Origin of the sequence: Mesorhizobium sp. B2-8-9 (genome assembly GCF_006439475.1) — a bacterium.
GTDB lineage: Bacteria > Pseudomonadota > Alphaproteobacteria > Rhizobiales > Rhizobiaceae > Mesorhizobium.
The window spans coordinates 67,936-93,881 of sequence record NZ_VFTQ01000017.1 but is presented as its reverse complement, the minus strand read 5'-3'; the positions used below and the strand labels follow the sequence as shown (position 1 = coordinate 93,881).

24 protein-coding genes are annotated in these 25,946 nt (G+C 64.7%); 19 read left to right on the top strand and 5 right to left on the bottom strand.

What is annotated here, in order from left to right:
* Complete coding sequence (locus FJ423_RS20360; RefSeq protein WP_140844319.1) at positions 1–504, top strand: hypothetical protein; 504 nt, start codon at positions 1–3, stop codon at positions 502–504.
* On the opposite strand, the gene FJ423_RS20355 is transcribed toward FJ423_RS20360, so the two are convergent.
* The gene (locus FJ423_RS20355; RefSeq protein ID WP_140844317.1) at positions 501–1,040 is read right to left on the bottom strand and encodes an Lrp/AsnC family transcriptional regulator; all 540 of its coding nucleotides are present in this window, start codon (positions 1,038–1,040) and stop codon (positions 501–503) included. The genes FJ423_RS20360 and FJ423_RS20355 overlap by 4 nt on opposite strands.
* Before the next feature lie 48 nt (positions 1,041–1,088).
* On the opposite strand from FJ423_RS20355, the gene FJ423_RS20350 reads away from it, so the two are divergent.
* Together FJ423_RS20350 and FJ423_RS20345 are read left to right on the top strand one after the other, a co-directional pair.
* Positions 1,089–2,273, top strand: a complete 1,185-nt coding sequence (locus tag FJ423_RS20350) for an MFS transporter (protein WP_140844315.1) — start codon at positions 1,089–1,091, stop codon at positions 2,271–2,273.
* Positions 2,274–2,364: 91 nt separating this feature from the next.
* Entirely contained in the window at positions 2,365–2,790 is a 426-nt protein-coding gene (locus tag FJ423_RS20345; protein ID WP_140844313.1) for a GNAT family N-acetyltransferase, read from the top strand.
* Here the strand turns inward: FJ423_RS20345 and FJ423_RS20340 are convergent, their stop codons facing one another.
* Positions 2,791–3,906: an anhydro-N-acetylmuramic acid kinase gene (locus FJ423_RS20340; RefSeq protein ID WP_140844311.1), complete on the bottom strand. Its 1,116-nt coding sequence runs from the start codon at positions 3,904–3,906 to the stop codon at positions 2,791–2,793.
* Between the two features lie 226 nt (positions 3,907–4,132).
* Here FJ423_RS20340 and FJ423_RS20335 point away from each other — a divergent pair, with 226 nt between their 5' ends.
* From FJ423_RS20335 to FJ423_RS20290, 10 genes are all read left to right on the top strand, one after another.
* Positions 4,133–4,822, top strand: coding sequence for an SDR family NAD(P)-dependent oxidoreductase (locus FJ423_RS20335; RefSeq protein ID WP_140844309.1), 690 nt, complete (start codon positions 4,133–4,135; stop codon positions 4,820–4,822).
* Between the two features lie 203 nt (positions 4,823–5,025).
* Positions 5,026–5,862, top strand: coding sequence for a transporter substrate-binding domain-containing protein (locus tag FJ423_RS20330; RefSeq protein WP_181174854.1), 837 nt, complete (start codon positions 5,026–5,028; stop codon positions 5,860–5,862).
* Between the two features lie 2 nt (positions 5,863–5,864).
* Positions 5,865–7,229 carry a cation:dicarboxylase symporter family transporter gene (locus FJ423_RS20325; RefSeq protein ID WP_140844305.1) on the top strand — a complete coding sequence of 455 codons (1,365 nt, stop codon included), beginning with the start codon at positions 5,865–5,867 and terminating at the stop codon, positions 7,227–7,229.
* On the top strand, positions 7,226–8,023 hold the full coding sequence (locus FJ423_RS20320) for an amino acid racemase (protein ID WP_140844303.1): 798 nt from the start codon (positions 7,226–7,228) through the stop codon (positions 8,021–8,023). The genes FJ423_RS20325 and FJ423_RS20320 overlap by 4 nt, the downstream gene beginning before the upstream one ends.
* 208 nt (positions 8,024–8,231) lie before the next feature.
* Complete coding sequence (locus FJ423_RS20315) at positions 8,232–9,074, top strand: MetQ/NlpA family lipoprotein (protein ID WP_140844301.1); 843 nt, start codon at positions 8,232–8,234, stop codon at positions 9,072–9,074.
* 83 nt (positions 9,075–9,157) lie between these two features.
* Complete coding sequence (locus FJ423_RS20310; RefSeq protein WP_140844299.1) at positions 9,158–10,249, top strand: methionine ABC transporter ATP-binding protein; 1,092 nt, start codon at positions 9,158–9,160, stop codon at positions 10,247–10,249.
* The gene (locus tag FJ423_RS20305) at positions 10,230–10,883 is read left to right on the top strand and encodes a methionine ABC transporter permease (RefSeq protein ID WP_140844297.1); all 654 of its coding nucleotides are present in this window, start codon (positions 10,230–10,232) and stop codon (positions 10,881–10,883) included. The genes FJ423_RS20310 and FJ423_RS20305 overlap by 20 nt, the downstream gene beginning before the upstream one ends.
* 286 nt (positions 10,884–11,169) lie before the next feature.
* Positions 11,170–12,189 (top strand): isopenicillin N synthase family oxygenase, encoded by a 1,020-nt coding sequence (locus FJ423_RS20300; protein WP_140844295.1) that lies wholly within the window; start codon positions 11,170–11,172, stop codon positions 12,187–12,189.
* 150 nt (positions 12,190–12,339) lie between these two features.
* The gene (locus FJ423_RS20295) at positions 12,340–12,546 is read left to right on the top strand and encodes a hypothetical protein (RefSeq protein ID WP_140844293.1); all 207 of its coding nucleotides are present in this window, start codon (positions 12,340–12,342) and stop codon (positions 12,544–12,546) included.
* A gap of 107 nt (positions 12,547–12,653) precedes the next feature.
* Positions 12,654–13,007, top strand: a complete 354-nt coding sequence (locus FJ423_RS20290) for a hypothetical protein (RefSeq protein WP_224638516.1) — start codon at positions 12,654–12,656, stop codon at positions 13,005–13,007.
* A 134-nt stretch (positions 13,008–13,141) separates the two neighbouring features.
* Here the strand turns inward: FJ423_RS20290 and FJ423_RS20285 are convergent, their stop codons facing one another.
* Entirely contained in the window at positions 13,142–14,044 is a 903-nt protein-coding gene (locus FJ423_RS20285) for a LysR family transcriptional regulator (protein ID WP_140844289.1), read from the bottom strand.
* 102 nt (positions 14,045–14,146) lie between these two features.
* Between FJ423_RS20285 and FJ423_RS20280 the strand changes: the two genes are divergently transcribed.
* Both FJ423_RS20280 and FJ423_RS20275 read left to right on the top strand, forming a co-directional pair.
* On the top strand, positions 14,147–15,133 hold the full coding sequence (locus FJ423_RS20280; RefSeq protein WP_140844287.1) for a zinc-dependent alcohol dehydrogenase family protein: 987 nt from the start codon (positions 14,147–14,149) through the stop codon (positions 15,131–15,133).
* Positions 15,134–15,232: 99 nt separating this feature from the next.
* A complete protein-coding gene (locus FJ423_RS20275) occupies positions 15,233–16,189 on the top strand; it encodes a dihydrodipicolinate synthase family protein (protein ID WP_140844285.1) in 957 nt (318 codons plus the stop codon).
* 73 nt (positions 16,190–16,262) lie between these two features.
* Here the strand turns inward: FJ423_RS20275 and FJ423_RS20270 are convergent, their stop codons facing one another.
* A complete protein-coding gene (locus FJ423_RS20270; protein ID WP_140844283.1) occupies positions 16,263–17,159 on the bottom strand; it encodes an AraC family transcriptional regulator in 897 nt (298 codons plus the stop codon).
* Between the two features lie 148 nt (positions 17,160–17,307).
* Here FJ423_RS20270 and FJ423_RS20265 point away from each other — a divergent pair, with 148 nt between their 5' ends.
* Positions 17,308–18,033 carry an SDR family oxidoreductase gene (locus tag FJ423_RS20265; protein ID WP_140844281.1) on the top strand — a complete coding sequence of 242 codons (726 nt, stop codon included), beginning with the start codon at positions 17,308–17,310 and terminating at the stop codon, positions 18,031–18,033.
* A gap of 64 nt (positions 18,034–18,097) precedes the next feature.
* Here FJ423_RS20265 and FJ423_RS20260 read toward each other — a convergent pair whose 3' ends face one another.
* Positions 18,098–21,502 carry an acyl-[ACP]--phospholipid O-acyltransferase gene (locus tag FJ423_RS20260; RefSeq protein WP_140844279.1) on the bottom strand — a complete coding sequence of 1,135 codons (3,405 nt, stop codon included), beginning with the start codon at positions 21,500–21,502 and terminating at the stop codon, positions 18,098–18,100.
* A gap of 506 nt (positions 21,503–22,008) precedes the next feature.
* Here FJ423_RS20260 and FJ423_RS20255 point away from each other — a divergent pair.
* The 3 genes from FJ423_RS20255 to FJ423_RS20245 are packed head-to-tail and all read left to right on the top strand — an operon-like array spanning position 22,009 to position 25,944.
* A complete protein-coding gene (locus FJ423_RS20255) occupies positions 22,009–23,409 on the top strand; it encodes an SWIM zinc finger family protein (RefSeq protein WP_140844277.1) in 1,401 nt (466 codons plus the stop codon).
* A complete protein-coding gene (locus FJ423_RS20250; RefSeq protein WP_140844580.1) occupies positions 23,406–24,845 on the top strand; it encodes a DUF5691 domain-containing protein in 1,440 nt (479 codons plus the stop codon). Before FJ423_RS20255 ends, FJ423_RS20250 begins: the two co-directional genes overlap by 4 nt.
* Before the next feature lie 19 nt (positions 24,846–24,864).
* Positions 24,865–25,944: an AAA family ATPase gene (locus FJ423_RS20245; protein ID WP_140844275.1), complete on the top strand. Its 1,080-nt coding sequence runs from the start codon at positions 24,865–24,867 to the stop codon at positions 25,942–25,944.
* Positions 25,945–25,946: the final 2 nt, after the last annotated feature.

Sequence of the window (25,946 nt, the reverse complement as noted above, 5' to 3'; positions counted from 1 at the left end):
ATGTCACCTGCGATGATCTTCAACATCCATCTCGTGCTCGGCTACGTGCCGTGGCTGCTTTGCTTCGCCGCCTATATCTGGCCAAGGCTGAGGTCGATGGAGCCGATAGAGGCGCAGCGCGCCATCGCAACGCTGCACAGCTTCCGCTTCTTCGGGCTCGTCTTCCTCATCCCTGGCGTCGTCGGCCCCGACCTTGCACCTGCCTTCGCAAGCTTCGCCGCCTATGGCGACTTCGCCACCGGCCTGCTCGCCACGCTGGCGCTATTCACCGTCGCGAGGCCTGTGATCTTCTGGCCGCTGGTCGTGACCTTTAACCTCGTAGGCGTGGTGGACATCGTCGTCGACTACTATCACGGCGTCGCGCTCGACCTTCCGGGCCATGCCGGACAGTTGGGCGCGGCTTACGCGATCCCCATCCTCTACGTGCCGCTGCTGATGATCACGCATGTCGCGGCGTTTTACCTGCTGGCGCGTTCCACGCGCCGCCAGCTCACCGCGACTTAATAAACCGGTGTCGCCATATGTTTCGGTGCCGGCCATTCGTTGGTGATCTCGGGCTGCACTGGCCGCTCGAGATAAGTCGAGAGCACCACATAGCTGCGCGTCGAGGTGACGCCGGGCGTGTCGTAGAGACGGGCCAGCAGGCCCTCCAGCGCGCGCGTGTCCTCGGTGCGCACCTTGAGCAGCATGCAGGTGTCGCCGGCGACCGTGTGGATCTCCTCGACCTCCGGATATTTCGAGACCGCCATCAGCTCCGGCGTCTTGCCCCAGCCCCTTGTGTCGATATGCACGAAGGCAAGCAGCGGCTTGTTCACCGCCCTCGGATCGATGATCGCCGATGTGGCGCGGATAGCGCCGCTGCGCTTCAGCCGCTTGACCCGCTCATGCGCCGCCGGCGCCGACAGGCCGACGCGCTCACCGAGCTCGGCATAGCTGATGGTCGCGTCCTCGACGAGGACGCCTAATATCTTTCGGTCGATCGGGTCGACCTCGCGGGCCGGATGCTTGTTCCGCTGAATGTCATCTGTTTCTGCGTCCATATGGAAATTCTCCATTGATGCGGAATTTAATTCGGCCATTATGATGATATGTCGAACAGCAATCAATCAGCAATCATAACCGAGGCGCCGCGCGCGTCGATCCCGGCCGCGGCCTATCTGCTGACCGGCTGCATCGCCGTCATCGGCTCCAATTCGCTTGTTCTCGGACCGATCGCGCCGGCCGTCGCGGCATCGTTCGGCGCCAGCGTGCCGGCGGTGATGTCGGCTGCCGCCGCCTTCGGCCTCGGCACGTCGGCCAGCGCGCTCTTCCTTGCCCGCTACATCGACCGGATCGGCGCGCGCCGGATGCTTCAGGGCGCATTGCTGCTGCTGACCATCGCGCTGGTTGCCAGCGCCTTGGCGCCGACGGTGGCGATGCTGGTGGCCGCCCAGCTCGTTGCCGGCATCGCCGCCGGTATCGCCATGCCGGCGATCTATGCCAGCTCGGCCGCGATCGCGCCGCCCGGCCGCGAGAGCGGCACCATCGGCGTCGTGCTGACCGGCTGGACGCTTTCCATGGTCGCTGGCGTCTCGCTGTCGGCGGTGCTGGCCGATCTCATCCACTGGCGCGCCGTCTTCGCGGCCGTTGCAATGCTCGCAGGAGCGGCCGTTGCCGGTTTGGCGATGAGCTCGCTGCACGACACCGGGAAAAGCGGCCCTGCGCCGTCGCCGCTCGGCGCGCTCGCCGTTCCCGGCATTCTGCCGCTGCTCATTGCCTGCGGCGCCTTCATGACCGCCTTCTACGGCGTCTACGGCTATCTCGGCGATCATCTCCACCAAGCCCTCGGCGAGCCGGTCAGCGCCAATGGCCTGGCGGCCGTCGCCTATGGTCTCGGCTTCGGCGCGGCCGCCTTGCTCGACGGCGTTATCGATCGCCTCGGCGCCCGTCGCGTCATGCCCTTTGCCTATCTGCTGGTCGCCGCCGTCTATGTCGCGATCGCGCTGGCAAGCGGCGGCTTCGGCCTGCTGATCGCGACGATCGCGGTCTGGGGCCTTGCCAACCATTTCGGGCTGAACGTGCTGGTCATGCGCCTCACCGCGCTCGACCCGGCGCGGCGCGGCACCATCATGGGCTTGAACAGCGCGGTCACCTATCTCGCCGTCACCATCGGCACGGCAGGCTTCGGCCCGCTCTACACCGGCCTCGGTTTTGCCAATTGCGCGCTGATCGCGGCGGCACTGATGCTGGTGGCGGCGGGCGCAGCGGCGTGGCGGTCAGTCGGTCCTCGGTAACAGGCCTCAGTCTTCGCTTGCGGCTGGAATACTGTTTCGCACTTTTCCTGGAATTGCTCTAAGGCTGGCTTGCGAACCGGAGTCGCAGCCGATGAAGACGAGTCTCGAGATCACCGCCGAGCCCTCGCCGCAGGACCTCGCTTTCCTGGGCGGAAGCCTTACCGCTTTCAACGATGCCGATGTCGGAGCGTCAGGCCGAAAGTCGCTCGCGGTTTTCGTGCGCGGGGAAACCGGCGCCCTCGTTGCCGGTATTTCCGGCTACACCGCCTGGGGCTGGCTCTACGTGCAGTGGCTGTGGGTCGACGAAAGACTGCGCGGAAAAGGCATTGCCGCCGGCATGCTCGACGCGGCCGAACAGGAGGCTGCCGCGCGCGGCTGCCACGGCGCCTGGATCGACACTTTCAATCCGATCGCCGAGAAGGTTTACCAGCGCCAGGGCTATCAACCGTTCGGCACGCTGCCTGACTCCCCCATCGGCCGCAGCCGTGTCTTCCTGCAGAAGAAGCTGTCGGCCTGATCAGCCCGCCAGTTTTCCGCCGCGCATCGGCTTTGGCGCGCCGGTGGTGCTCGGAAAGCTGATCGGCAGGCCGCGCAGCACGCGCACGGCGAGGAAAGCAAAACACTCTGCTTCGACCGCGTCGCCCTTCCATCCGAGCGTCTCGGCCTGCACCACTTCGACGCCGGCGCGGCTCTCGAGCATTGCCATCATCGTTGGGTTGTGACGACCGCCGCCGCTGACCGCGAGCCGCTTCGGTCGCCGCGGCAACAGGTCGAGCGCCTTGCCGACGGCCGAGACGGTGAAGGCGGTCAGCGTCGCAGCGCCGTCCTCGGCGTTCAGCCCTTCGGCCATCGCCGCGGTGAAGTCGAAGCGGTCGAGCGATTTCGGATAGGGCTTCGTCAGGTACGGATGCTGCAAGAGCCTGGCGAGCCGTTCCTCGTCGACCTTGCCTGCGGCGGCCAGCCTGCCGTCGCGGTCCATCTCGCCGAGGCCTTTCGACTTGATGAAATCGTTGACCGGCGCATTGGCCGGACCGGTGTCGAAGGCGACGATTGCGTCTTTGCCGTCCCACCATGTGATGTTGCCGACACCGCCGAGATTGAGCACCGCGGTGTCGCCGCTGGCGTCCGCCTCTTTAAGCAACGCGGCATGATAGGCGGCGGCCAAAGGCGCGCCTTGCCCGCCGGCCGCGACATCGGCCGAGCGGAAATCATAGGCGACCTTGGTGCCGAGCAGCGAGGCCATCAGCTCGCCATCGCCGAGCTGGCGGGTGCGGCCGATGCGTCCCGGCTGCGGGGCGCGATGCAGCACGGTCTGGCCGTGGAAGCCGACGACGCCGATATCGGCCATGCTCATGCCCTGGCTCTCGACCAGATCCCTGACCGCCGCCGATTGCGCGCGCGTCAGCGCCTCCTCGGCTTCGCGAAAAATCGCCGGCTCCGGCCCTTCGAAATTCCAGGCGCGCGCCTGGCGCAGCGTTTCTTCCAGCAGGGCGCGGATCGATTGCGGATAGGGAGCCAGCGTGTAGGTGCCGGTGTCGGCGATGCGCTCTCCGTCCGTCTTGATCAGCGCCACGTCGATATTGCCGTCGAGCACCGTGCCGGTCATCAGGCCGACGGCCCAGATTGGTTCCATGGTCGTTCCTCGAATCGCCCTTCATTCACGTGTCGGACGGATCGGCGCGGCAGGCAAGTGTCTCGCTACACCCGAGCAGGCGGCGCATAGACCGACGGCTTTTTGCATCGAATGGTGAAAACGGAGCGACGCCGTTCTTGCCTCTCGGCGAAGAAGGCGCGAGGCTGCGAACAAAGACCATCGGCCGGGCGACTGCCCGGATGGATTATCGTAAGGAGGAAACACCATGGCAGCCAATGTTGCAGTGATCGCGGGCGCCGGTTCCGGGTTAAGCGCCTCGCTGGCGCGGCTTCTCGCCAAGCAGGATTTCCGTGTCGTCCTTGCCGCCCGCAACGTCGACAAACTGGCCGCGCTGGTCAAGGAAACCGGCGCGCAGGCCGTCGAAACGGACGTATCGGACGCAGCCTCCGTGGAGCGCCTCTTCGAGACGGCCGACAAGGCAGGTCCCCTCGAAATTGCCGTCTTCAACGCCAGCGGCCGCACGCGCGGCCCAATCGCCGAACTCGACGCGCAAGCGGTCAAGCAAGCCCTGCTCGTCGGCGCCTATGGCGGCTTCCTTGTCGGCCAGCAGGCGGCGCGCCGGCTTCTTGCACGTGGTTCCGGCTCGATCCTGTTCACCGGCGCCAGCGCAAGCCTGAAAGGGTTCTCCGGTTCCGCCGGTTTCGCCATGCCGAAATTCGGCCTGCGCGGGCTGGCGCAATCGATGGCACGCGAGCTCGGTCCGAAGAACATCCACGTCGCGCATTTCATCATCGACGGCCAGATCGAGCCGGCCGGACAGGTGCCCGAGTCCGACCGGCCGGATCGTCGCCTCTCGCCCGATGCGATCGCCGAGACCTATCTCGCCGTCCATCGCCAGCATCGCAGCGCGTGGAGCTTCGAGGTCGAGCTGAGGCCCTGGGTCGAGACGTTCTGACGATCCCTCGCACGAACCGGGCAACAACACGCCCCGCCGCGGACTCGTTTATTTTAGAAAGTCCGCATGTATCCTGAGACCATTTCGGCCGTCTGCAATGTAAAAAAGCGCAAAACAAAAGACACCTTTACTTAACTTCGGCGTGCATACTGCGCATCGGTCAGAATTGTTGTCCGGCTCTCCTGCACGATAGAGAAATGCGCATGCCGCTCACACGTCGCACGCTGTTTGCAGCCGGAGGCGGAGGGCTGCTGCTCGCGCAGGCGCAGGCGCTGGCCACGCCGGCCCAGGCGCAAGACGCTCCCAAACCCATCGTCAGCGACAACAAGCTGCGCATCGCCATGCCGGCTTTCGCTTCCGATCCCTTCTTCCCGGCCGACGGCTCTGGGGACAGCGGCATCGATATGGACTTGGCGCGTGGCATAGCCGCGGAACTCGGCGTCGAACCAGTGTTCGACCGATCAGCCGGGACCTTCGACGCCATGGTGCAGCAGCTGACGTCGGGCCAGGCGGACCTGGCGATCGGCAAGCTGAGCCGCACCCTGCGGCGCGGCCGCTCGATCCTCTATTCGCGGCCATACGCCATGCTGCACCAGGGGCTGCTGGCGAACCGCGTCAACCTGGCGCGCATCACGCAAGGCAAGCCGCCTGAGCAGATCATCCGCGACTTCTCCGGCGATCTCGGCGTGATCGAAGGCTCGTCCTTCGCCACCTACGCGGCCGCCACGTTTCCGCACGCGACGATCCAGCGCTTCGCCGGCTGGAACACGGTCATCGATGCGATCCGCAACGGCACGATCGACCTCGCCTATCGTGACGATTTCGAGATCAAGAAGCTGATGGTCGACGATCCGTCGATGACGGTGGTCGCGCGCTCGATCACGCTGACCGACAAGGTCGACACGATCGCCGTCGGCATCAGTCCGGACAACCCGCATCTTGCGGCCTTCGTCGATCTCTATCTCGATCTCGCGCGAGGCCAGCAGGTCCTCAACACAGACGAGATCATCGCGCGTTATCGCCAGCGGAGCAAAGTCTGACAATGGCCGTCTCGGATGTAGCCGCAGCCATGCCTTTCGATTGGCGCCTGGCGGCAAAGCGCATCCTGCGCTCGCCGGCGACGACGATCATCATGATCCTGGCTGGGATCCTGTGCGGCCTCTACTACCCGGCCTTCGCCCATGCGATCAGCCCCATCGCGCAGGTCTACCTGAATTTCCTCAAGATGGTCGTCCTGCCCTACCTGGTCTCGTCGGTGATCTTCTCCATCACCGCCATGGTCCAGGACCCGAAATCGGTCCGCTATCTCGGCAAGGTCGGCATAGCGGTACTGGTCGTGTCGTTCCTCGCCGTGCTGGTCAGCGGCACATATTCGCTGATCCTCAAGCCCGGCCAGATCGAGAACCCGCAGTCGCGCATCGAGCTCGGCGAGTTCATCAATTCGCAAGGCAGCGTCTCCACCGATCTCGCATTCCCCTTCCAGCCGCCGCCGTCGACCGGGGATCCGAACAGCGGAAATTCGATCTTCCTGGATCTGGTGCCGAACAACGTCTTCAACGCGCTGGCCTCGGGCCAGACCATCCAGGTCCTGTTGTTCTGCCTGCTTTTCGGGCTTGCAATGGGCAGGATTCCCCAGCCCTCGTCGCTCAGCCTCTCCCAGGCGCTCAACGCGGTGTACAAGGCCTGCACGGTGCTGACCAACTGGTTCGTCTGGGGATTGCCCTTCGCGACCTTCGTCCTGATCGCCGACCAGACCGCGTCGACCGGCGTCAAGCCGCTGATGCTGATGGGCGGCTACCTGCTGGTGATGGGCCTTTCCTGCGTGACATTCCTCGCCGGCGCGTTTGCCGTCATCGCCATACGCTCGCGGCGGAGCTACTGGGCTACGATCAAGACCCTTCAGCCGCTTCTGATGGTGGCCATCACAACGCGCTCCACGGTCGCCTCGCTGCCCTGGGTCATCAACCTTTTGACAGAGCGCCTGAGGTTCAATCTGGTGGTCGTCGAGCTGCTCGTGCCCCTGCAGGCTGCGCTTCTGCGGACCGGCCCGGCGCTGGTCTACACCTCGGGCGTCCTGTTCATCGCCCAGCTCTACGGCCATCCCCTGGCGATCCCGGACCTCTTGCTTGTCGGTGTCGTCTCCGCGCTTCTGGCGCTGACGACAGGCGGCATGGGCAGCCTGCTCATCCTGTCGCAGATGTCCATTGTCTGTGGCTATCTGAAGCTTCCCTTCGAGGCGGCGTTCGTCCTGTTCGTAGCGGTGGACGCGGCCGTGGACACGCTGATGACGCTGTCCAGTGTCTCCACCGTGGCCGCAAGCACGGCAATGATCGCGCCCAGCCATCGGGAAGCTGCGCAGGCCGCTGAAACCGTCGCGCAAGAGCTCGAAGCCGAGCCCGCCCGATGATCGACGACGGCATCCGTCCGCGGCTCGGCATCATCGGCGGTCTCGGGCCGCTCGCATCGGCCGACTTCTACTTCAAGCTGACCCGGATGACCGAGGCGCTGCGCGACGACGAGCATGTGCCTTCCGTCATCCTCAGCGTGCCGCAACTGCCCGACAGGACCGAAGCGATCATGGCTGGCCATGACGGGCCGCTGGCGCCGCTGCACGCTGCGGTCGCAACGCTCAACGCGCTCGGCGTTTCTTATATCGCCATGCCCTGCAACACCGCCCATCATTGGTACGACAAACTGGCGGCGAACTCGCGCGCCGAGATCATCCACATCGGCGACGCGGTGGTGGCGGAAATCCGCCGCAGCCTGGACCAGGGCAGGGTCGCGAACCTCGCAACCCGGGGCACCCTGGTTTCCGGCTTCTATCAGCACAGGATATCGGCGGCAGGATTCGACCTCTGCCTTCCGCAGGACGCCGAATTTCAGGAGCGCGTCGACAGCGCGATCATGCTCGTCAAGGCCGGTTCGATTGCGGAAGCCGCGACTGAGACCGAGCGCGCGCTTCATCTCGCGCAAATGGCCGGCGCCGATGCAGCGCTTCTCGGCTGCACTGAATTGTCCGTGGTGGCGGCCAGCCTGAACGATCCGAATGGGCTGCTGGTCGTCGACAGCAATGCGGCCCTGGCACGAGCCAGCCTGACACGATTGGGCTTCGGCGTTCAGGAAGCGCGAGGCCTGCCGACTGTGGCTCGCCTGCAGGGGAATGGCCGGGTGAGCTGGCGCGCCGCGCAGCGGGCCTCGTAAGCGTTACCGCTTCGGCCTTCACCGGATCATAGCCGGCTTGCGAGCAGCCGGTGTTCTCCAAGTCTCAAAATCTTTGAGAGAATATTTTCCGCCTCCCGTCCGAGAGGAAAAGCGCTTCTTTGCCCAGCCGGGCAGCATTGGTGATGCTGTGAACAAGGCTTCGCATTCCGCCAAGCCGAACTGATTTCAGGATTGCAAGGAACGCATCATGTCCGACGCTTCAAAGTCTCTCGTTAGGTCAATCACCAGGCGCGCCGGACTTGGCGTGCTTCTCGCCACGACATTGGCCGTCATCGGCCTTGGTGCGCCGTCGCCATCCTTCGGCGAGGACAAGAAGTCGATCAAGGTCGGCATCATCAGCGGCGAGGATGAGGATGTCTGGCGCGTCGTCACGGCCGAGGCGGCCAAGAAAGGGCTGACCATCGAGACCGTCGTCTTCAACGATTACACCCAGCCCAACGAGGCGCTGGAGCGCGGCGAGATCGACGCCAATGCCTTCCAGCACAAGCCCTACCTCGACAACCAGATCAAGACACAAGGCTACCACATCGTGCCGGTCGGCTATACCGGCGTCTGGCCGATCGGCCTTTATTCGAAGAAGCATGCCAAGGTCGCCGACCTGCCGGAAGGCGCGGTGATCGGCCTGCCGAACGACCCGTCCAACGAAGGGCGCGCACTGCATGTCCTGGAGCATGAAGGCCTGATCAAGCTCAAGGACGGCACGGGCATCCTGGCGACGACCGCTGACATTGCCGACAACCCGAAGAAGCTCGAGATCAAGGAACTCGACGCCGGCATCGTCGGCCGCTCGGTGGACGATCTCGACGCCGCCGTCGTCAACACCGACTGGGCGCTGAAGAGCGGCCTCGGCCCTGAAAACCGCATCGCGCAGGAGCCGGTCGCCGACAATCCCTACCGCAACTTCATCGCCGTCAAGGCCGGAGTCGAAAGCGAGCCCTGGGTGAAGACGCTGGTCGCTTCCTACCAGAACGAAACGGTGAAGGCCGAGTTCGACAAGGTCTACAAGGGCACCGGGATCAGCGCCTATTGATCGGCGCCTGGCTGCCAGAAATAGGCGGCCCGCTGCTGAGCGGGCCGCCGTCGCGTTTGCGCGGCACAGAAACGGACATGGAAATGAACCAGCATGTCACTGCCGAACGCGCCGACCCGATCCACATCCAGCCGACCGGGCGGGAAGACGTTGTCCGCCTCGTCGGCCTGAAGCGCCGCTTCGGCGCGACGGCGGCGCTGGACGGCGTCTCGCTGACTGTTCAGAAGGGCGAAATCCTCGGCATCATCGGCCGCAGCGGCGCCGGCAAGTCGACGCTGATCCGCTGCCTGAACGGGCTGGAGCGGCCCGATTCCGGCGAGGTCTTCATCGAGGGCCGCGAAATCGGCCGCCTGAGCGAACGCGAGTTGCAGCCGCTGCGCCGCCGCATCGGCATGGTTTTCCAGCACTTCAACCTTCTGTCGGCCAAGACCGTCGAGGAGAATGTCGCGCTGCCGCTCAAGATCGAGGGCCGCCCGCGCGCCGAGCGCTTGGCCCGCGCGGCGGAACTGCTGCAGCTCGTCGGTCTGTCGGAGAAGGCCAAGGCCTATCCGGCGTCGCTGTCGGGCGGACAGAAGCAGCGTGTCGGCATCGCCAGGGCGCTCGCCGCGCGACCGGCGCTGCTTTTGTCAGACGAGGCGACCTCGGCGCTCGACCCGGAGACGACGCGTTCCATTCTTGCTCTGCTGAAAGACATCAATGCCAGGCTCGGCCTCACCATCCTGCTCATCACGCATGAGATGGAGGTGATCCGTTCCATCGCCGACCGCGTGGCGGTGATCGATGCCGGCCGGATTGTCGAAGAGGGGGCCGTCTGGCAGGTCTCCGCCGATCCGAAATCGGAGATCACGCGCAGCCTGCTCGGCGGCATCCGGCCGCAGCTGCCGCCCGAGATCGCCAGCCGATTGGCCAAAGGCGAGGGCGGGGAAACGATTCTGCGCATCGATGTGGCCGGCGAGGTAGCGCATCGCCCGCTGCTGTCTGAGCTGAGCGCCAGTGTGCCCGGCCCGTTCCGGCTTGTGCATGGCGGCATCGATCATGTGCAACAGCAGCCCGTCGGCACGCTGTTCGTGGCGATTCCTGGAGCTGACGCCGCGCATCTGGCGGCGGTTATCGCTTTCTTGAAAGACCGCGGCGCGCGGGTGGAGGTGCTTGGCCATGTCGCCGGTCCTGTTTGAACTCCTGCTTCGCTCGATCTGGGAGACCGTGCTGATGACCGGCGCGTCCGGTATCATCTCGCTCGTCTTCGGCCTGCCGCTCGGCCTTGCCCTGGTCGCCACCGATCGCGGCGGCATCGCAGAGAGCCTTTGGGTCAACCGTACTCTCGGCGCCGTCATCAACGGCTTCCGCTCGGTGCCTTTCATCATCCTGCTGGTGGCGCTGATCCCGGTGACACGGCTGATCGTCGGCACCTCGATCGGCACCTGGGCGGCGATCGTGCCGCTGTCGATCGCCGCCACGCCCTATTACGCCCGCATCGCCGAAGTCTCGCTGCGCGAGGTCGACCACGGCCTTATCGAGGCGGCGCGCGCCATGGGCGGCAATCGCTGGACGATCATCCGCGAGGTGCTGGTGCCGGAGGCGCTGCCGGGCATCGTCGCCGGCTTCACGGTGACGCTGGTGACGCTGGTCGGCGCCTCGGCCATGGCCGGCGCCATTGGCGCCGGCGGTCTCGGCGATCTGGCCATCCGCTACGGCTACCAACGCTTCGAGACCAGCGTCATGGTCGCGGTGGTCGTCGTTCTCATCGTGCTGGTCTGCGGCATCCAGTGGATCGGCGACCGGCTCGTCGCGCGGCTGGATCATCGCTGACCGGGCGAGCAAGGGCGCCGGCGCGAACGCAATTTGCCGCAAAAGACGGGAATTGAGCGCCGGCTTGCTCCGTTTGCAACGAGATTGGGCGGTGCGTTTCTTCACCCGCAATGGCGCGCATGTCATCGTGCCAAGGGGTCGCTAGAGCAATTCCAGGAAAAGTGCGTAGCGGTTTTCCGTTCGGAATTGCGCCAAAACTAAAGAGAGCAATTCCAGGAAAAGTGCGCAGCAGTTTTCCGTCCGGGATTGCGAAAAACAAAGAGTTACCGCCAAGAGGAGCCTGTCCATGGCCAGAATAATCCCGGTGCTCGATCTCGATCGCCTGGAGCAGGGCGCATCGGAACTGCGGACGTTTCTGTTCGATCTGCGTACCGCCGCGCGCGATGTCGGCTTCTTCTATCTGAGCGGCCACGGCATCACCCAGCCGGAGATCGATGCAGTGCTGGGCGCCGCGCGCCGCTTCTTCGCCTTGCCGGAAGCAGACAAGCTCGACATCGAAATGGTCAAGTCGCCGCAGTTCCGCGGCTATACGCGCGCCGGCGGCGAGCTGACCAAAGGCAAGGCCGACTGGCGCGAGCAGCTCGACATCGGCGTCGAGCGCACGACGATTGCGCAAAGGCCGGGCGTGCCGGCCTGGACGCGGCTGCAGGGTCCGAACCAGTGGCCTGCCGCGCTTCCCGATCTGAAGCCCGCGCTGCTTGCCTGGCAGGCCAAGGCGACCGATGTGGCGATCCGGCTGCTGAAAGCCTTCGCGCTGTCGCTCGACCAGCCGGAGGACGCTTTCGATCCGATCTATCGCGGCGAACCGAACCATCGCATGAAGATCGTGCGCTATCCCGGCCGCAATGCCACCGGCGACGACCAGGGCGTGGGCGCGCATAAGGATGGCGGGTTTCTCACGCTTCTGCTGCAGGACGAGAACAAGGGCCTCCAGGTCGAATATGACGGCAGCTGGGTCGATGTCGACCCGATCCCGGGAACGCTCGTCGTCAACATCGGCGAGTTGCTGGAGCTCGCCTCGAACGGCTATCTCAGGGCGACTGTGCATCGCGTCGTCACGCCGCCGGCCGGCGTCGAACGCATTTCGGTGCCGTTCTTCTTCAGCGCCCGGCTCGATGCCATTATCCCGCTGCTCGACCTGCCGGAGGAGCTCGCTGCCGAAGCGCGCGGCCCGGCCAGCGATCCCGACAATCCGCTCTTCCGCAACGTCGGAACCAATGTGCTGAAAAGCCGCCTGCGGTCGCATCCCGACGTGGCGCGGCGTCACTATGCCGACCTTCTGGAAAAAGCAGCGGCCATCGGCTGACGATTTCGTTGGATTTGAGCGATATTTTTTCGCGTTTCCCGTCTTTTTTGGAATTCCGTTCGTGGAAAATACGCCGCTTCAGGCCCACATAGGAACAATCGCTCGGTGTTTTCCTCCCATTGCGCCGGGCGATGTTCCCCTCTGAAGGTTATGACCTTCATACTTTGGCCGGGCCGCTTTCGCGCCCGGCCTTTTTCTTATCTGCGTCGGGAATCCTCCGGTCAGACCGGCGAAGCGCTCGCCCTGCATTTGGATGTCGATCCCTTCACCGGCTCCGACTCGTCAGCCGCCGCCGCTCGAATATTTCGCGCGCTCGAGCCTCAAGCGCGTTTTCCTCGCTATTCCATCCTGACATGAATGCGCGAACCGTTGTGTTACGGTGTTGGTGATGTTCACGGCATCGGCTCGGACCTGCCGTAAAGTGAAGAGGAGAGTTCGCCACGTCCAGGATCAGCCGCCGCGCCTTGCTCTTTCATTCCGGCTGCGCGGTCGTCGCCTCGACCGTCGCAGCAAACGGTCACAGCACGAAGGCGCTGAGGCGTGACCGGCAACCATCCAATGACCTGTTCGCCCTGATTGAGGCGCACAAGGCAGCGTACGCAGCGTTCGGCAAGGCCGTCCACAAAAGGGGCAGCCATAGCCGCGACCACATCGAGGCCGGGCGAGAGGAGGAGAGGGCGCTGCTGGCCATCTGCGCCTATCGGGCGGTCAAGCAAGGCGACCGTCTGGCCAAGGCCCGATACCTTTTGGAGATCGAGGCGCGCGGCGAGCTCGACCTGCCAGAACACATGCAGGCCCTTCTGCGCTCTACGGTGTGAAAGGCATGAGACTTCCAGCGCATAGACGGTCGAACCCGCCGCAGTGCTGAAGGTTTCGGGGCTTACGATCATCTGTTCGCGACGAAGGTGCTGATGTGGCTCGGTGTGATGCAGCGACTGAAATCGGCGTGGACTTAGCTCATCATCTTCGGCAATCCCGCCGCCAGCGCGTCGACGGCCAGCCGCACTTTCAGCGGCAGGTGGGGCGTCTGCAGCCGGAGCGCATGGCAGTCATAGAGATAGTCCGCTTGCTCAGGCAGCAGGCGGACCAGTGTGCCGCCCTCGATGCGTTCACGCACCAGCCAGTATGGCAGCCAGGCCAGTCCCATGCCATCGGTTGCCGCGTCGGCGATGGCGTCGAGGTCGTCGAGCCGCAGCCGACCGGCGGGGGCGATCTGCGTCACCGAGTCATCGTCGCGCGTAAACAGCCATGGCTGCAGCGCCTGGCCGAGCCGCCGGTAGACGATCGCCTGATGGCTGGCGATGTCTTCGGGCTGATGCGGTCGGCCGAAGCTTTCGATGTAGGACGGCGACGCGCAGACGATCATGCGCTGCCGCGCGACGCGGCGCGCGATGATGCCGGCCCTGTCATCCAGCGTGCCGGTGCGGATCGCCAGGTCGAAACCGTCCTCGACGAGATCGGCGAAGCGATCGCTGAGCGACAGGTCCAATTCCAGCGTCGGATAACGCCGGGCAAGCGCAAGCAGAATGGGCGTGACGCAGTGGCGGCCGAAATGCGCCGGCATCGTCACGCGCAGTTTTCCGCGCGGCTCGGATATTTGATCGGCCGCCAGCGCATCGGCGGCTTGCGCTTCGGCCAGCACGATGCGGCAGCGCTCGTAATAGGCGCGCCCGAAATCGGTCAGGCTCTGTCGGCGCGTGGTGCGGTTGATAAGCCGCATGCCGAGCCGCTCTTCGAGGAAGCGGACATGCTTGCCGACCATCGGCCCCGACAGGTCGAGCGCCGCCGCGGCGGCCGCGAACGAGCCGAGATCGACAGCCTTGACGAAGACCTCCATGCTTTCGAGGCGATCCATATTCAAAACCAATCGTTTCGACTGTTCTGCCTGTGTGCCGATTTATCGGTTCTCGATACCGCTGCATAGTCCATTCCATCGGTTGGGTTTGGAGTTTCAGGCATGGCAAGGGTTGTTTGCTTTCACAGTCACGGCGGTCCCGAGGTGCTTCGCATCGAGGATATGGATGTTCCGTCGCCGGGACCCGGCGAGGTGCGGATCCGCGTCAGGGCGCTGGGCTTGAATCGCGCCGAAGCCTTGATGCGCAACGGCTCTTACATCGAGACGCCGACGCTGCCGTCGGGCCTCGGCCTTGAGGCAGCCGGCATTGTCGAGGCGATCGGCGATGGCGTGGAAGGCGTAACGCAGGGCGATGCGGTCAGCATCATCCCGCCGCGCTCGATGGCGCGCTGGCCGGCCTATGGCCAGCTCGTGAATTTTCCCGCCGAGCTTGTGGTGAAACATCCGCCATCGCTTTCGTTCGAGGCCGCCGCCGCGACATGGATGCAATATCTCACCGCCTATGGCGCGCTGGTCGATATCGCACGTCTCGGCCCTGACGAGCCTGTCGTCATCACCGCCGCGTCGAGCAGCGTCGGACTGGCCGCCATCCAGATCGCCAACAGAATTGGCGCGGTGCCGATCGCCGTCACCCGAACATCGGCCAAGAAGACGGCGCTGCTCGATGCCGGCGCGGCGCATGTGGTGGCCTTGGCCGAGGAGGATATCGAAGCGAGGCTGAGGAAGATCGCACCGCAAGGCGTTCGCGTCGTCCTCGACGCGGTCGGCGGCCCGATCTTCACGCCGCTTACGGCCGCCATGGCGCGCGGCGGCATTCTCATCGAATATGGCGGCCTCAGCCCCGAGCCGACGCCGTTCCCGCTGTTCGATGTCCTGACGAAAACGTTGACGCTGCGCGGCTACCTCGTCCACGAGATCACCGGCGATCCCGCCCGGCTTGAAGCCGCCAAGGCCTTCATCCTCGACGGCCTCGCCACAGGCGCGCTGAAGCCGGTCATCGCCAGGACGTTTCCGTTCGAGAAGATCGCCGAGGCACACCGTTTTCTGGAAGCAGGCGAACAGTTCGGCAAGATCGTGGTGACCGTTTGAGGCTCGCTTCAGCCGGAAAAGCGACTATCCGCTTGGCAAGCGGTGCTGCGCCGGGCCAAACTGGTCATTCCGCATGCCTGCCTCAAGGAGACTTCGAAGATGACCGCCAATGTTTTTTCCGGCTGCATGCCGGCGCTGATGACGCCTTGCACCGATGACCGACTTCCCGACTTCGACGCGCTGGTGCGCAAGGGGCGCGAGCTGATCGCCGCCGGCATGTCGGCCGTCGTCTATTGCGGCTCCATGGGCGACTGGCCGCTGCTGACCGACGCGCAGCGCATGGAAGGCGTCGAGCGCCTGGTGAAGGCCGGCGTCCCGGTGATCGTCGGCACAGGCGCGGTCAACACCGCCAGCGCCGTGGCGCACGCCGCCCATGCGCAAAAGGTCGGCGCGCGGGGCCTGATGGTGATCCCGCGCGTGCTCTCGCGCGGCCCGTCGGTGACGGCGCAGCGCCATCATTTCAAGGCGATCCTTGCCGCCGCGCCCGACCTGCCGGCCGTCATCTACAACAGTCCCTATTACGGCTTTGCCACGCGCGCCGACCTGTTCTTCGCGCTGCGCGCCGAGCATCCGAACCTGGTCGGCTTCAAGGAATTCGGCGGCCCGGCGGATTTGCGCTATGCGGCGGAAAACATCACCAGCCGGGACGACGTTGCGCTGATGATCGGCGTCGACACCGCCGTCTTCCACGGCTTCGTCAATTGCGGCGCTTCCGGCGCCATCACCGGCATCGGCAATGTCCTGCCCAAGGAAGTGCTGCATCTGGTGGGCCTCAGCCAGGCGGCGGCGCAAGGCGATGCCGAAGCGCGCCGGCTGGCGCAGGAACTGGACGCGGCACTGGCCGTGCTGTCCTCTTTCGACGAGGGACCGGACCTCGTGCTCTATTTCAAGCACATGATGGTGCTGAAGGGTAATCCCGAATACAGGTTGCACTTCAACGAGACGGACGCGCTGAGCGACAGCCAACGCGGTTATGCCGAGCAGCAGCTCAAGCTCTTCGACACCTGGTATGCCCAGTGGTCGAGGCAGCCCGTCATGGCAAGATACGCGGCCTGAGCCGATCGGTCCGGCGCAAAGTCTCCGGCGATGCAGGGCCTGTTGACAGGCTGCACCCTGTTCGGCCAAAGCCTCAATAGGCCGCGGCCGAGCCGGGTATGGCCTGAAGACGCTCGATGTCCTGACGGGGCGGGGCGCCGAACAGACGCCGATATTCGCGGCTGAACTGGGACGGGCTGTCATAGCCGACCGCGAAACCGGCCGTGCCGGCGTTGGCCCCGTCGGCCAGCATCAGCCTTCGCGCTTCCTGCAGGCGTAGCTGCTTTTGATATTCCAGCGGGGTCATGCGCGTGATCGCCTTGAAGTGAGCATGAAGCGACGACGCGCTCATGCCTGACGCCGCGGCAATCTCGTCGATCCGCAACTGCGCCTGGAAGCCGTTCCGAATCGTGGCGATCGCGCGGCTCACCTGGTTCAGGTGGCTGTCCACGGTTCCCATTTGACGAAGCGTTGCGCCATGCGGACCGGTAAGCAGACGGTAGAGGATTTCGCGCTCTATCAGCGGGGCCAGAACATCGATGGTTTCGGGGCGATCGAGCAGCTTCACCAATCGGCTCGCGGCATCGATCAGGTCCGGGTCGCTCGGATAGACCGCAAGCACAGGCAAGTCCTTTTCGCCAGAACCCCGCCGCTCCGTCACCAGCAGATCGGCAAGTGCCGCGAGGTCGAAGTCGATCTTGCAACATAGATATGGTGCGGCCGGACTGGCCTCGAGAACATGGCCGACCAGAGGCAGGTCGACCGAAACAAGAAGATAGCTCGATGCATCATAGACCACGCTCTGGTCTGCCAGCGAGACGCGCTTCGACCCTTGGGCTATTATGCAAAGCGAGGCTTCATAGACCGCCGGCACCGGCGCGCTGGGCCGGTCGGCACGAATGAGCGTCAACCGGGGGATCGCGGTGCTTGAAATGCCGGAATCCCTGGCATGCCGGGCAATCAGCCCGGCCAGTTCGGTGATTTTTTCCATGCCGCATAAATCTGCATGACGCGGAATGTTGCAAGGCTTGTCCGCCTCGTTTGGAGGATTGTGCAAACTCTTTGGACGATCACGCTACCGGTCTTCACCTGTGCGGCGCCATTTTCCATCCCGTCACCGCAAGCCAAAAGGAACGATCATGACGGGACTGAAAGACAAGGTTGTACTCATCACCGGCGCATCGAGCGGCATCGGCGAAGCGACGGTGCGAGAGCTTGCCGCGGCCGGCGCCAGACTGTTCATCGGAGCCCGACGCGCCGAGCGTCTGAAGGCGCTGGCCGAGGAAATCGGTGAACGCGTCGCCTGGCGCGAGCTCGACGTAACGGATGCCGAGAGCTTCGAGGCTTTCGTCGATGCCGCTCATGCCCAATTCGGACGGATCGATGCGCTGGTCAACAATGCCGGCGTCATGCCGCTGTCGCCGCTTGCCGCGCTGAAGCGCGATGAGTGGGCGCGCATGATAAACGTCAACATCTTCGGCGTGCTGAACGGGATCGCTTCGGTGCTGCCGCGCTTCATCGCGCAGAAAAACGGGCACATCGTCAACGTGGCGTCCGTCGGCGCGCATCTCGTGCTGCCCACCGCGGCGGTCTATTGTGGCACGAAATATGCGGTGTGGGCGATCACCGAAGGCCTGCGGCAGGAGCACGACGACATCCGCGCCACGATCATCTCGCCCGGGGTGACAGCGACCGAGTTGGGCGACGACATCAGCGACCCGCAGGTGGCAGCGGCTTTGAAAGAGTGGCGGCAAAAATCGCTGAAGCCGGACGCCATTGCCCGCGCGATCCGCTTCGCGCTCGAACAGCCCGACGGCGTCGACGTCAACGAAGTGATCGTGCGCCCGACCGCCGCCAACATGTGAGTGAACGCCAGCGATTGGCAATGAACAGGCCGGAGCTTGTTGCCGGCCTGTTCGCACGCGCGGGTCAGGCGGCCTTGACCTTCAGGTCCTCCTCGCCGCGCACCATCCTGGTCACGCCGGCGAAGTCGAGCTTGCCGGAACCGAGCACCGGCACTTTCGCCACGACACGCACTTCGGCCGGCACCATCAGGTCCATGGCGCCGTTGGCCTTGGCGAAGGCGAGGAACTCGGCGCGGGTGGCGCCGGACGCTTCCGTGATCAGGATCAGCTTCTCGCCCTTGCGCGCGTCCGGCAGCGTGGCGACGGCCGACAGCGAGCCTTTCCACAATTCGCCCGCCAGCGCCTCCACCGCGGCAAGCGAAACCATCTCGCCACCGATCTTGGCGAAACGCTTGGCGCGGCCACGGATCGAGATGAAGCCCGCATCGTCGACGGTGACGACATCGCCGGTGTCGTGCCAGCCGTTTTCCAGCGGCTCGATCACGCCAGGATTCTCGGCGCGCAGATAGCCGGCCATGACGTTGGGGCCGCGCACGAAAAGGCGCCCGCCTTCGTCGACGCCGGGCACCGGCTCGAGACGGTACTCCATGCCGGGCATGATCTTACCGACGCTGCCCGATTTGTTGTACATCGGCGTGTTGATGGCGATCACCGGCGCGGTTTCGGTCACGCCGTAGCCCTCCAGGATGCGCAGGCCGAACTTCTCCATATAGGTCGTGCGCGTGGCGGCCTTGACCGGCTCGGCGCCCGCGAAGCAGTAGCGCACCGAGCGGAAGTCGTAAGGGTGCGCCGTGCGGGCATAGCCGGAGAGGAACGTGTCGGTGCCGAAGATGATCGTCGCGTTCGACCCGTAGATCAGTTCCGGCACGATGCGGTAGTGCAGCGGCGAGGGGTAGAAATAGACCGGCACGCCGGAGATCAGCGGCAGCACCGTGCCTGCCGTCATGCCGAAGGAGTGGAAGATCGGCAGCACGTTGAACACCTTGTCGCCCGAATGGAAGTCGATGCGCGAGGCGGCCTGGGCGGCATTGGCCAGGATGTTGCGGTGGGTGAGCACCACGCCCTTGGGCGTGCCTTCCGAGCCCGAGGTGAACAGGATCGCTGCCGGATCGTCCGCTTTGCGCGCCACCCGCGGCGTCGTCTTGCGCAACAGGCCGAGTAGCTTGTCCTTGAGGCCGATCGTGGCCCGCAGGTCGTCGAGCCAGACGATGTCGACCGAGCGGCCGATCTCCTCGACAACCGGCCCGAGCTTTGCCTGTTCGACGAAGGCGCGGGAGGTGAGCACGGTCCGCACCTCGGCCGCCTTGCAGGCCGACAGGATGTTCGCTGCACCGGCGGTGAAGTTGATCATCGCCGGAACCTTGCCGGCCGACATCACGCCGAGAAGTGCCGCGCAGGCGCCGTTGGCGTTGGGCAGCATGATGCCCAATGTCTGCTGGCCGGCATAAAGATGCTCGAACTTCTCGCCGAGCACGGCGGCGGCCGTCAGCAGCTTGCCGTAGCTCAGCGACCCGGTAACCGGATCCTGAACGGCGAGCTCCTTCATGCCGCGCTCGTTGGCGGTCTCGATGATCTTCTCCAGCACCGTCTTGCCGATGTCCTGGGTGCGGAAGACCAGGTCCGACATCACCTGGTAGAGCGCGGAACCGGCCGCGGCGCGACGCTGGCGGCCCTTCAGTTCCTGCGCGACTTCGAGCTTCACCGGCTCCAGTATGGTCACCTTGACCTTCGGGAACAGGCGGCGGCGCACATGCTGCGAGGTCAGCCGCGAGAAGTAGCTCTTCTCCAGCCCCTCGATGCGCACCGGCACCACCATCGAGCTGGTCTTGTCGGCCACCATGGCCGCGCCGTCATAGACCTTCATCAGGCCGCCGGTGACGGTGATGCGGCCTTCCGGGAAGATGACCAGCGGATCACCGCCCTGCACGATCTTGATCAGTGTGCGGGTCGACATAGGTTTCGCGGGATTGAGCGGCAGCGCGCGAGCAAGCTTCATGAACGGCTTCATCCACCAAGCCTGTGCGATCGTATAGTCGATGGCGAAGACTGGTTCCTCGTCGGTCAGGGTCAGGGCCAGCGGACCGTCAAGGAAGCTGACATGGTTGAGCGCCAGGATCGGCGCCTTGCCGGCCGCCTTGAGGTTTTCGATGCCCTCGATCTCCAGGCGCAGGAAGGCGCGGAAGAGGATAGAGACGAAGTCGCGGAAGGGGTTGGTCGGCAGATATTTCAGCATCAGCCAGGCGGCGATGGCATTGGCCGCGACAAGGCCGAACAGGATGCCGGCGATCGAGACGCCCGCAGCCTGGATGGCCGCGACGAGAATGCCGCCGACGGTCATGAAGCCCGCATTGACGATGCTGACGGCGGCGACGACGCGGGCGCGGCGCGCTTCCGGCGACCAGGCCTGCACGGCGGCGAAGGTCGGCACCACCAGGAAGGCGGCGGCGATGGCCATGCCGGCGAGGTCGATGGCGACACGAATGGTGTTCGGCCCGGCGAAGAAGGCGGCAAGCGTCTCGGCCTTGGGCGAGGGCTGCATGCTGCCGATGGTCCAGGCCAGATGCAGGCCGAACAGCGCCAGCAGCGCGGTGCCGACCGGCGCCGGCAGCAGCACCATGCGCCCTTGCGACATCCAGGCGGCGATGGCCGAGCCGATGGCGATCGAGACGGCGAACACGGCGAGATAGGCGGTGACGGCGATCTCGTTGCCGCCGAGCGAATCCTTGATCAGCGTCGGCAGGATCGAAAGCACGATGGCGCCGACCAGCCAGAACCAGGAGGTCATCAGGCCGGCACGCCAGATGCGCGTGTCGGTGCGCAAGTCGGCGACCTGCCGCCAGGTCGAGCGGAAGATGTTCTTGTCGATGGCAAGATTGGGCGCGGCCGAACCGGTGGCGGGGATGTAGCGGCTGACGAACCAGCAGCCGACGGCCAGCGCCATCATGATCGGTCCGAACACCCAAACGCCGACACCATCGGCGGAGACGACGCCGCCGGCGATGGTGCCGCCGAGAATCGCTGCGAACGTGGCCGACTCGATCCAGGCATTGGCCTTTGGCAGTTCCTTGCGCTCGAGATGATCCGGCAGGATGCCGTATTTGATCGGCCCGAACAGCGCCGAGATGGTGCCGAACATCAACAGCGCCGTCATCAGCACCGGGATCGACGACAGCGCGATGCCGGCGACGGCGACGGCGGCCGCGGCGATCTCGGTGAACTTCAGCCGCCGCGCGATCAGCGCCTTGTCGAAGCGGTCGGCGATCTCGCCGCCAAGCGCCGACAGCAGCAGGAAGGGCGCCATGAAGACAGCCCCCGCCAGCGTCACCAGCGACGCGGCCTGGTCCTTGGCAAGCGTGAACAGAATGAGGAACACCAGCGTGTTCTTCAGGAAATTGTCATTGAAGGCTGAGAGGAATTGCGTCCAGAAGAGAGGCGCGAAGCGCCGCGACATCATCAGATGGGTGTTCATGGCAATTTCCATTGGGCAAGTCCGGCTGGCAATCCGATTGGACTGAGCGGACACTTGCGCGGTTTGAGCCTTGTTTATCGGGAAGCCGTTAAACTTCGTTACTGCGATTCAATCCAAACCATTTGTTTCTTGTTCTTGGCGCCTGGAATCTGTCGTCCACGATCGGTCTCCAGGCCTTGCTGGCAGGTGACTGTTTGCGGGCTTGGCTGTCGGCGAGCATCGATATGATCCTTTCGTTTCAGCGTTAAGCCGGATCGGCGCCGGTCTGTTTCAAGCCGGATACATTGCCTTGAACGCTGTTCACGAATGCATCATAGCACAACGTGAACGACGTTCAAGAGAAAAATGAACGATGTTCACAAATGACCTGACCGGCACTGTCAGGAGAGCAACGGAACGTTAGACAGGTTCTCAAATTTTACGGCGGCTGGAGCTACACCGGCGCGCCGCAAACGGCTATCAATCGTTGCGACGTCATTGCTTCGGGGTGGTGAGAGGCGCGCGGCTTGCAGCTGGATTTGAAGACAATCGAGGCATTGGCCCCCGATCAGGCTTCGCTTGGCGCCGCGGCCAAGCTGACCAAGCGGTCGAACTGGCCTAGGCTTGAAGCACATGAACAGCTTCCGCTTATCTGGGGCGAATGCCAGGGCTCAGGATCCAATCCGTACCGGGTCGCATTCGACACCTCCGATCACGGCTATAAATGCACCTGTCCGTCGCGAAAATTTCCGTGCAAGCACATACTGGCGTTGGCGTGGGTCGGTGCCACGGCGCCCGACAGCTTCGCGCGTGTCGACCAGACGCCCGACTGGGTGAACGACTGGCTCGGCCGGCGCCGCAAGCCAGGACAGCCGTCGGCGCAAGCGCCCGCGCGCGCGGAAGGCAAAAGCATCGACGAGGCATCGCGGCCGGAAGAGACCGCTCCTGTTGAGGACGCTGCTGCCGCCGAACGCCGCGAGGCCGCGCAGCGCAAGCGGGCCGAGGACACGCGCAGCGCGGTTTCTGCGGCGCTCGATGAGCTCGACCAATGGATCGCCGATCAGCTTCGGCTCGGTCTCGCCGGCTTTGTCGGTGCCAGCAGCGAACGCTGCCGCCGCATCGCGGCGCGTCTTGTCGATCTGAAGGCGACGACGCTCGCCGGGCGCATCGACGAGTTGCCGGCGAGGCTGATGGCGCTGCGCGGCGAGGAGCGCCCGGATGCCGCGATCCGCGAGCTCGGCAAGCTGGTGCTGCTCGGCAAGGCCTGGCGTGCCGCGCCCGATGATGCCGAATTGAAGCGCCTGGTCTCGACGTCGGAGACGCGCGACCAGATCCTCGCCAACCCCGATGCCGTCCAGGTCGAGAGCGACTGGGAGGTGCTTGGCGAAAAGATCGAGACGCGGCGCGACGGACTTGTAAGCCACGCAACCTGGTTGCTTGATCTCGGGAGTCCAACTCCACGATTTGCACTCCTGCTCGATTTCTTCCCGGCATCAGCGGGGCGGCGCTCCGGCGCTTTTGCCCCCGGGGACCGCTTCAAGGCGAGGCTGGTGTTCTACCCATCCCGCAATCCGCTCAGGGCGCTGGTCGCGGAGCGGCTGGGCGACGCGTCGCCTGGCGCATGGCCCGCGTTCGCCGGCGGCGCCGAGGCCGATCCGCTCGCCGCTTATTCCATATTCCAGGACAAAACGCCTTGGCTTTCCGATTGCCCGCTCATCCTGCCGGCCGGCGCGATCGCGCTGGACGAAAGGGACGGCGCCTGGTGGCAGGCGGCGAACGATCGGCATGGCATCGCCTTGCCTGTCGCGGGTTCGGTCAATCAAACCTTGCTCGGTCTCGACCTCGCGGCGACGGCCGCGCTCTGGAATGGCGCGAGGCTCGAGCTTCTGGCTTCGCAAAGCAGCATGGGGAGGCTCGACCTGTCGTGAACGAGCTCGATCAGGCAGCGCTGGCGAGGCTGCGCGACGGCTGGATTTCCGGCGGCGCTGCTTTCGAATTTGCTCCCGCCGAATGGAAGGAAGTCGCGGCGGCGGCCAACCCGGACGAGCGGGAGCGGCGGCTGCTGGCCATTGCCGCGCAGGCGCTGGATGTCGCGCTTCGCCCGGCGGCGCCGAAAACCTTGAAACGCCGTCCGCCACTGCCATTGCTGGCCTTGCCGATGCTTCCCGAACGGCTGCGGCCGTCGCTGCGTGCCGCACTGAAATATGCAGCCGATGCGCGGCTCAAGACCCGCGTGGCCATGCTCGTCGCCAGCCGAGGCTTCGTGCTGCATCCGATGGACTGGATGCCCGCTGTGACGGATCAGGACAGTCCGGAAGTCTATGCGCCTTGGATCGACTGGCAGGCAGGCGCCGAAGGCGAAAAACGGTCCGGCCGCGAGCAACTGACGGCCGAAACCTGGGACGACTTCTATCCAGCCGCCCGCCGTATTGCCTTGATTGATTTACGGCGCACCAGGCCCGCCTTGGCGCGGACTCTCATCGAGACCAAAGGGGTAAGCGAACCGGCGGAGGTCAGGCTTCCACTTGTCGAACTCATGCGTTTCGGCCTTGGTACCGATGACGTTCCGTTTCTGAAGAGCTTGTCTGCCGATCGCTCCGGCAAAGTGCGCGAAATGGCCGGCCGGCTCCTGGCAAGGTTGGGCGAACGTGGCAATCCAACTGATGGCGGGCCGGAGAATCCGATAGCCGAGCTCGCCGCTTTCATCGAGGAAGGCAAATCCGGCTTCATCCGGCGCCGCACCACCTATACGCCGATAAAAATCAAGTCGCCCGCGCAACAGGCACGTCGCGCCGAGTTGTTCGCGTCCTGTTATTTCGGCGATCTCGTCGCTCACTTCGGCAAGACGGAGTCCGATTTCATCGGAGCATGGCAGTTTGGCGTCGATGACAATGCCGACCTCTTTCTCGTTCGAATGGTCTCGGCGTCCGGCGGCGATGCGGCGGTGGCTTGTTTGGCGGACCTGCTCGTCGCCGCCGGCGGCAGGTTGGCGCTTCTCGTCCTCCAGCTCATGTTGCGTTTGGACGGCGGCAGGAAACGTCTCCTGATCAGGCAGATCCTGAATGACGCGCAAAATCTGGCCGCGCTCACCCTAGTCGAAGGCGCGGAAGCAGGCTGGCTGGAATGGGGCGACCTCACAAGCGGCAAGACGCTTTCGGCGCTGCGTGCCGCCGTCTCGGGTGACAACGACATCATGAAACGAAGCGCCGAGCAGTATCTCGAAACTATGGGTTTTCTCGCCACGGCGGCGACGGCGGAAAAATTAATCGGCGAGGTCGTTGCCGCAGGCTTGCCGCCCGCATCCCCATCGCTCGGTCTGCTGCGGCTCAACGCGGCGCTTGCCCAGAACCAATCCCACAGATGATCAAACTGGAGACGATCGCATGAACGCAGCCATCCGCCTTCCGGTCGAAGAAATCTATGCGTCGGAACTGCAGGCGCTGGCGCGCGGCGACGACCGTCAGAAGCCTGCCGGCTGGAGCCTCTCGCCCAAAGCAGTGCTCACCTATCTGATGGGCGGCAAGGCCAGCGACGGCACGGTGATTTCGCCGAAATATGTCGGCCGCCGGCAATTGATGGAAACGGCGGTCGCCACTTTGGCTACCGACCGGGCGCTGCTTCTGCTCGGCGTTCCCGGGACGGCGAAATCCTGGGTGTCGGAACATCTCGCCGGCGCCATCATGGGAAACTCGACGCTGGTCGTGCAATGCACCGCCGGTACCGACGAGAACCAGATCCGCTATGGCTGGAACTATGCCCAGCTGCTGGCCAAGGGCCCGAGCCAGGAGGCGCTGGTGCCGACCCCGCTCTACCGCGCCATGCAGGACGGCAAGCTCTGTCGCCTGGAAGAGTTGACGCGCATGGGCTCCGACGTCCAGGACACGCTGATCACCGTGCTCTCGGAAAAGATGATGCCGGTGCCGGAATTGAACACTTCGATCTATGCGCAGCGCGGCTTCAACATCATCGCCACGGCCAACAACCGCGACAAGGGCGTCAACGAGCTCTCCTCGGCGCTGAAGCGTCGCTTCAATGTCGTGGTGCTGCCCTTGCCTGAGGACATGAACGAGGAAGTCTCCATCGTCTCCCGGCGCGTCGGCGAGATGGCCGGCGGGCTTGACCTGCCGGTGCCGAAGAATGTCGGCGAGGAGATCGCCCGCGTGCTCACCATCTTCCGCGAGCTGCGCTCGGGCGCGACCGCCGACGGCAAGGTGACGCTGAAGACGCCGTCGGGCTCGCTGTCCACCGCCGAGGCGATCGCCACGATGGTCGGTGGCCTCAGTCAGGCGGCCTGGTTCGACGACGGCAAGCTTCATGCCGCGGGCCTTGCCTCGAGCCTTGTCGGCGCCATCGTCAAGGATCCGGTGCAAGACAAGGTGGTGCTGGAGGAATATCTGGAGACGGTGCTCAAGAAGCGGCCGGACTATGCCGGCTATTACGCGGCGCTCAACGCGGCCATCTGAGC

Coding starts and splice junctions, on each gene's coding strand:
- FJ423_RS20360 (WP_140844319.1), top strand. CDS start 1: ATGTCACCTGCGATGATCTTCAACATCCATCTCGTGCTCGGCTACGTG.
- FJ423_RS20355 (WP_140844317.1), bottom strand. CDS start 1,040: ATGGACGCAGAAACAGATGACATTCAGCGGAACAAGCATCCGGCCCGC.
- FJ423_RS20350 (WP_140844315.1), top strand. CDS start 1,089: ATGTCGAACAGCAATCAATCAGCAATCATAACCGAGGCGCCGCGCGCG.
- FJ423_RS20345 (WP_140844313.1), top strand. CDS start 2,365: ATGAAGACGAGTCTCGAGATCACCGCCGAGCCCTCGCCGCAGGACCTC.
- FJ423_RS20340 (WP_140844311.1), bottom strand. CDS start 3,906: ATGGAACCAATCTGGGCCGTCGGCCTGATGACCGGCACGGTGCTCGAC.
- FJ423_RS20335 (WP_140844309.1), top strand. CDS start 4,133: ATGGCAGCCAATGTTGCAGTGATCGCGGGCGCCGGTTCCGGGTTAAGC.
- FJ423_RS20330 (WP_181174854.1), top strand. CDS start 5,026: ATGCCGCTCACACGTCGCACGCTGTTTGCAGCCGGAGGCGGAGGGCTG.
- FJ423_RS20325 (WP_140844305.1), top strand. CDS start 5,865: ATGGCCGTCTCGGATGTAGCCGCAGCCATGCCTTTCGATTGGCGCCTG.
- FJ423_RS20320 (WP_140844303.1), top strand. CDS start 7,226: ATGATCGACGACGGCATCCGTCCGCGGCTCGGCATCATCGGCGGTCTC.
- FJ423_RS20315 (WP_140844301.1), top strand. CDS start 8,232: ATGTCCGACGCTTCAAAGTCTCTCGTTAGGTCAATCACCAGGCGCGCC.
- FJ423_RS20310 (WP_140844299.1), top strand. CDS start 9,158: ATGAACCAGCATGTCACTGCCGAACGCGCCGACCCGATCCACATCCAG.
- FJ423_RS20305 (WP_140844297.1), top strand. CDS start 10,230: ATGTCGCCGGTCCTGTTTGAACTCCTGCTTCGCTCGATCTGGGAGACC.
- FJ423_RS20300 (WP_140844295.1), top strand. CDS start 11,170: ATGGCCAGAATAATCCCGGTGCTCGATCTCGATCGCCTGGAGCAGGGC.
- FJ423_RS20295 (WP_140844293.1), top strand. CDS start 12,340: ATGACCTTCATACTTTGGCCGGGCCGCTTTCGCGCCCGGCCTTTTTCT.
- FJ423_RS20285 (WP_140844289.1), bottom strand. CDS start 14,044: ATGGATCGCCTCGAAAGCATGGAGGTCTTCGTCAAGGCTGTCGATCTC.
- FJ423_RS20280 (WP_140844287.1), top strand. CDS start 14,147: ATGGCAAGGGTTGTTTGCTTTCACAGTCACGGCGGTCCCGAGGTGCTT.
- FJ423_RS20275 (WP_140844285.1), top strand. CDS start 15,233: ATGACCGCCAATGTTTTTTCCGGCTGCATGCCGGCGCTGATGACGCCT.
- FJ423_RS20270 (WP_140844283.1), bottom strand. CDS start 17,159: ATGGAAAAAATCACCGAACTGGCCGGGCTGATTGCCCGGCATGCCAGG.
- FJ423_RS20265 (WP_140844281.1), top strand. CDS start 17,308: ATGACGGGACTGAAAGACAAGGTTGTACTCATCACCGGCGCATCGAGC.
- FJ423_RS20260 (WP_140844279.1), bottom strand. CDS start 21,502: ATGAACACCCATCTGATGATGTCGCGGCGCTTCGCGCCTCTCTTCTGG.
- FJ423_RS20245 (WP_140844275.1), top strand. CDS start 24,865: ATGAACGCAGCCATCCGCCTTCCGGTCGAAGAAATCTATGCGTCGGAA.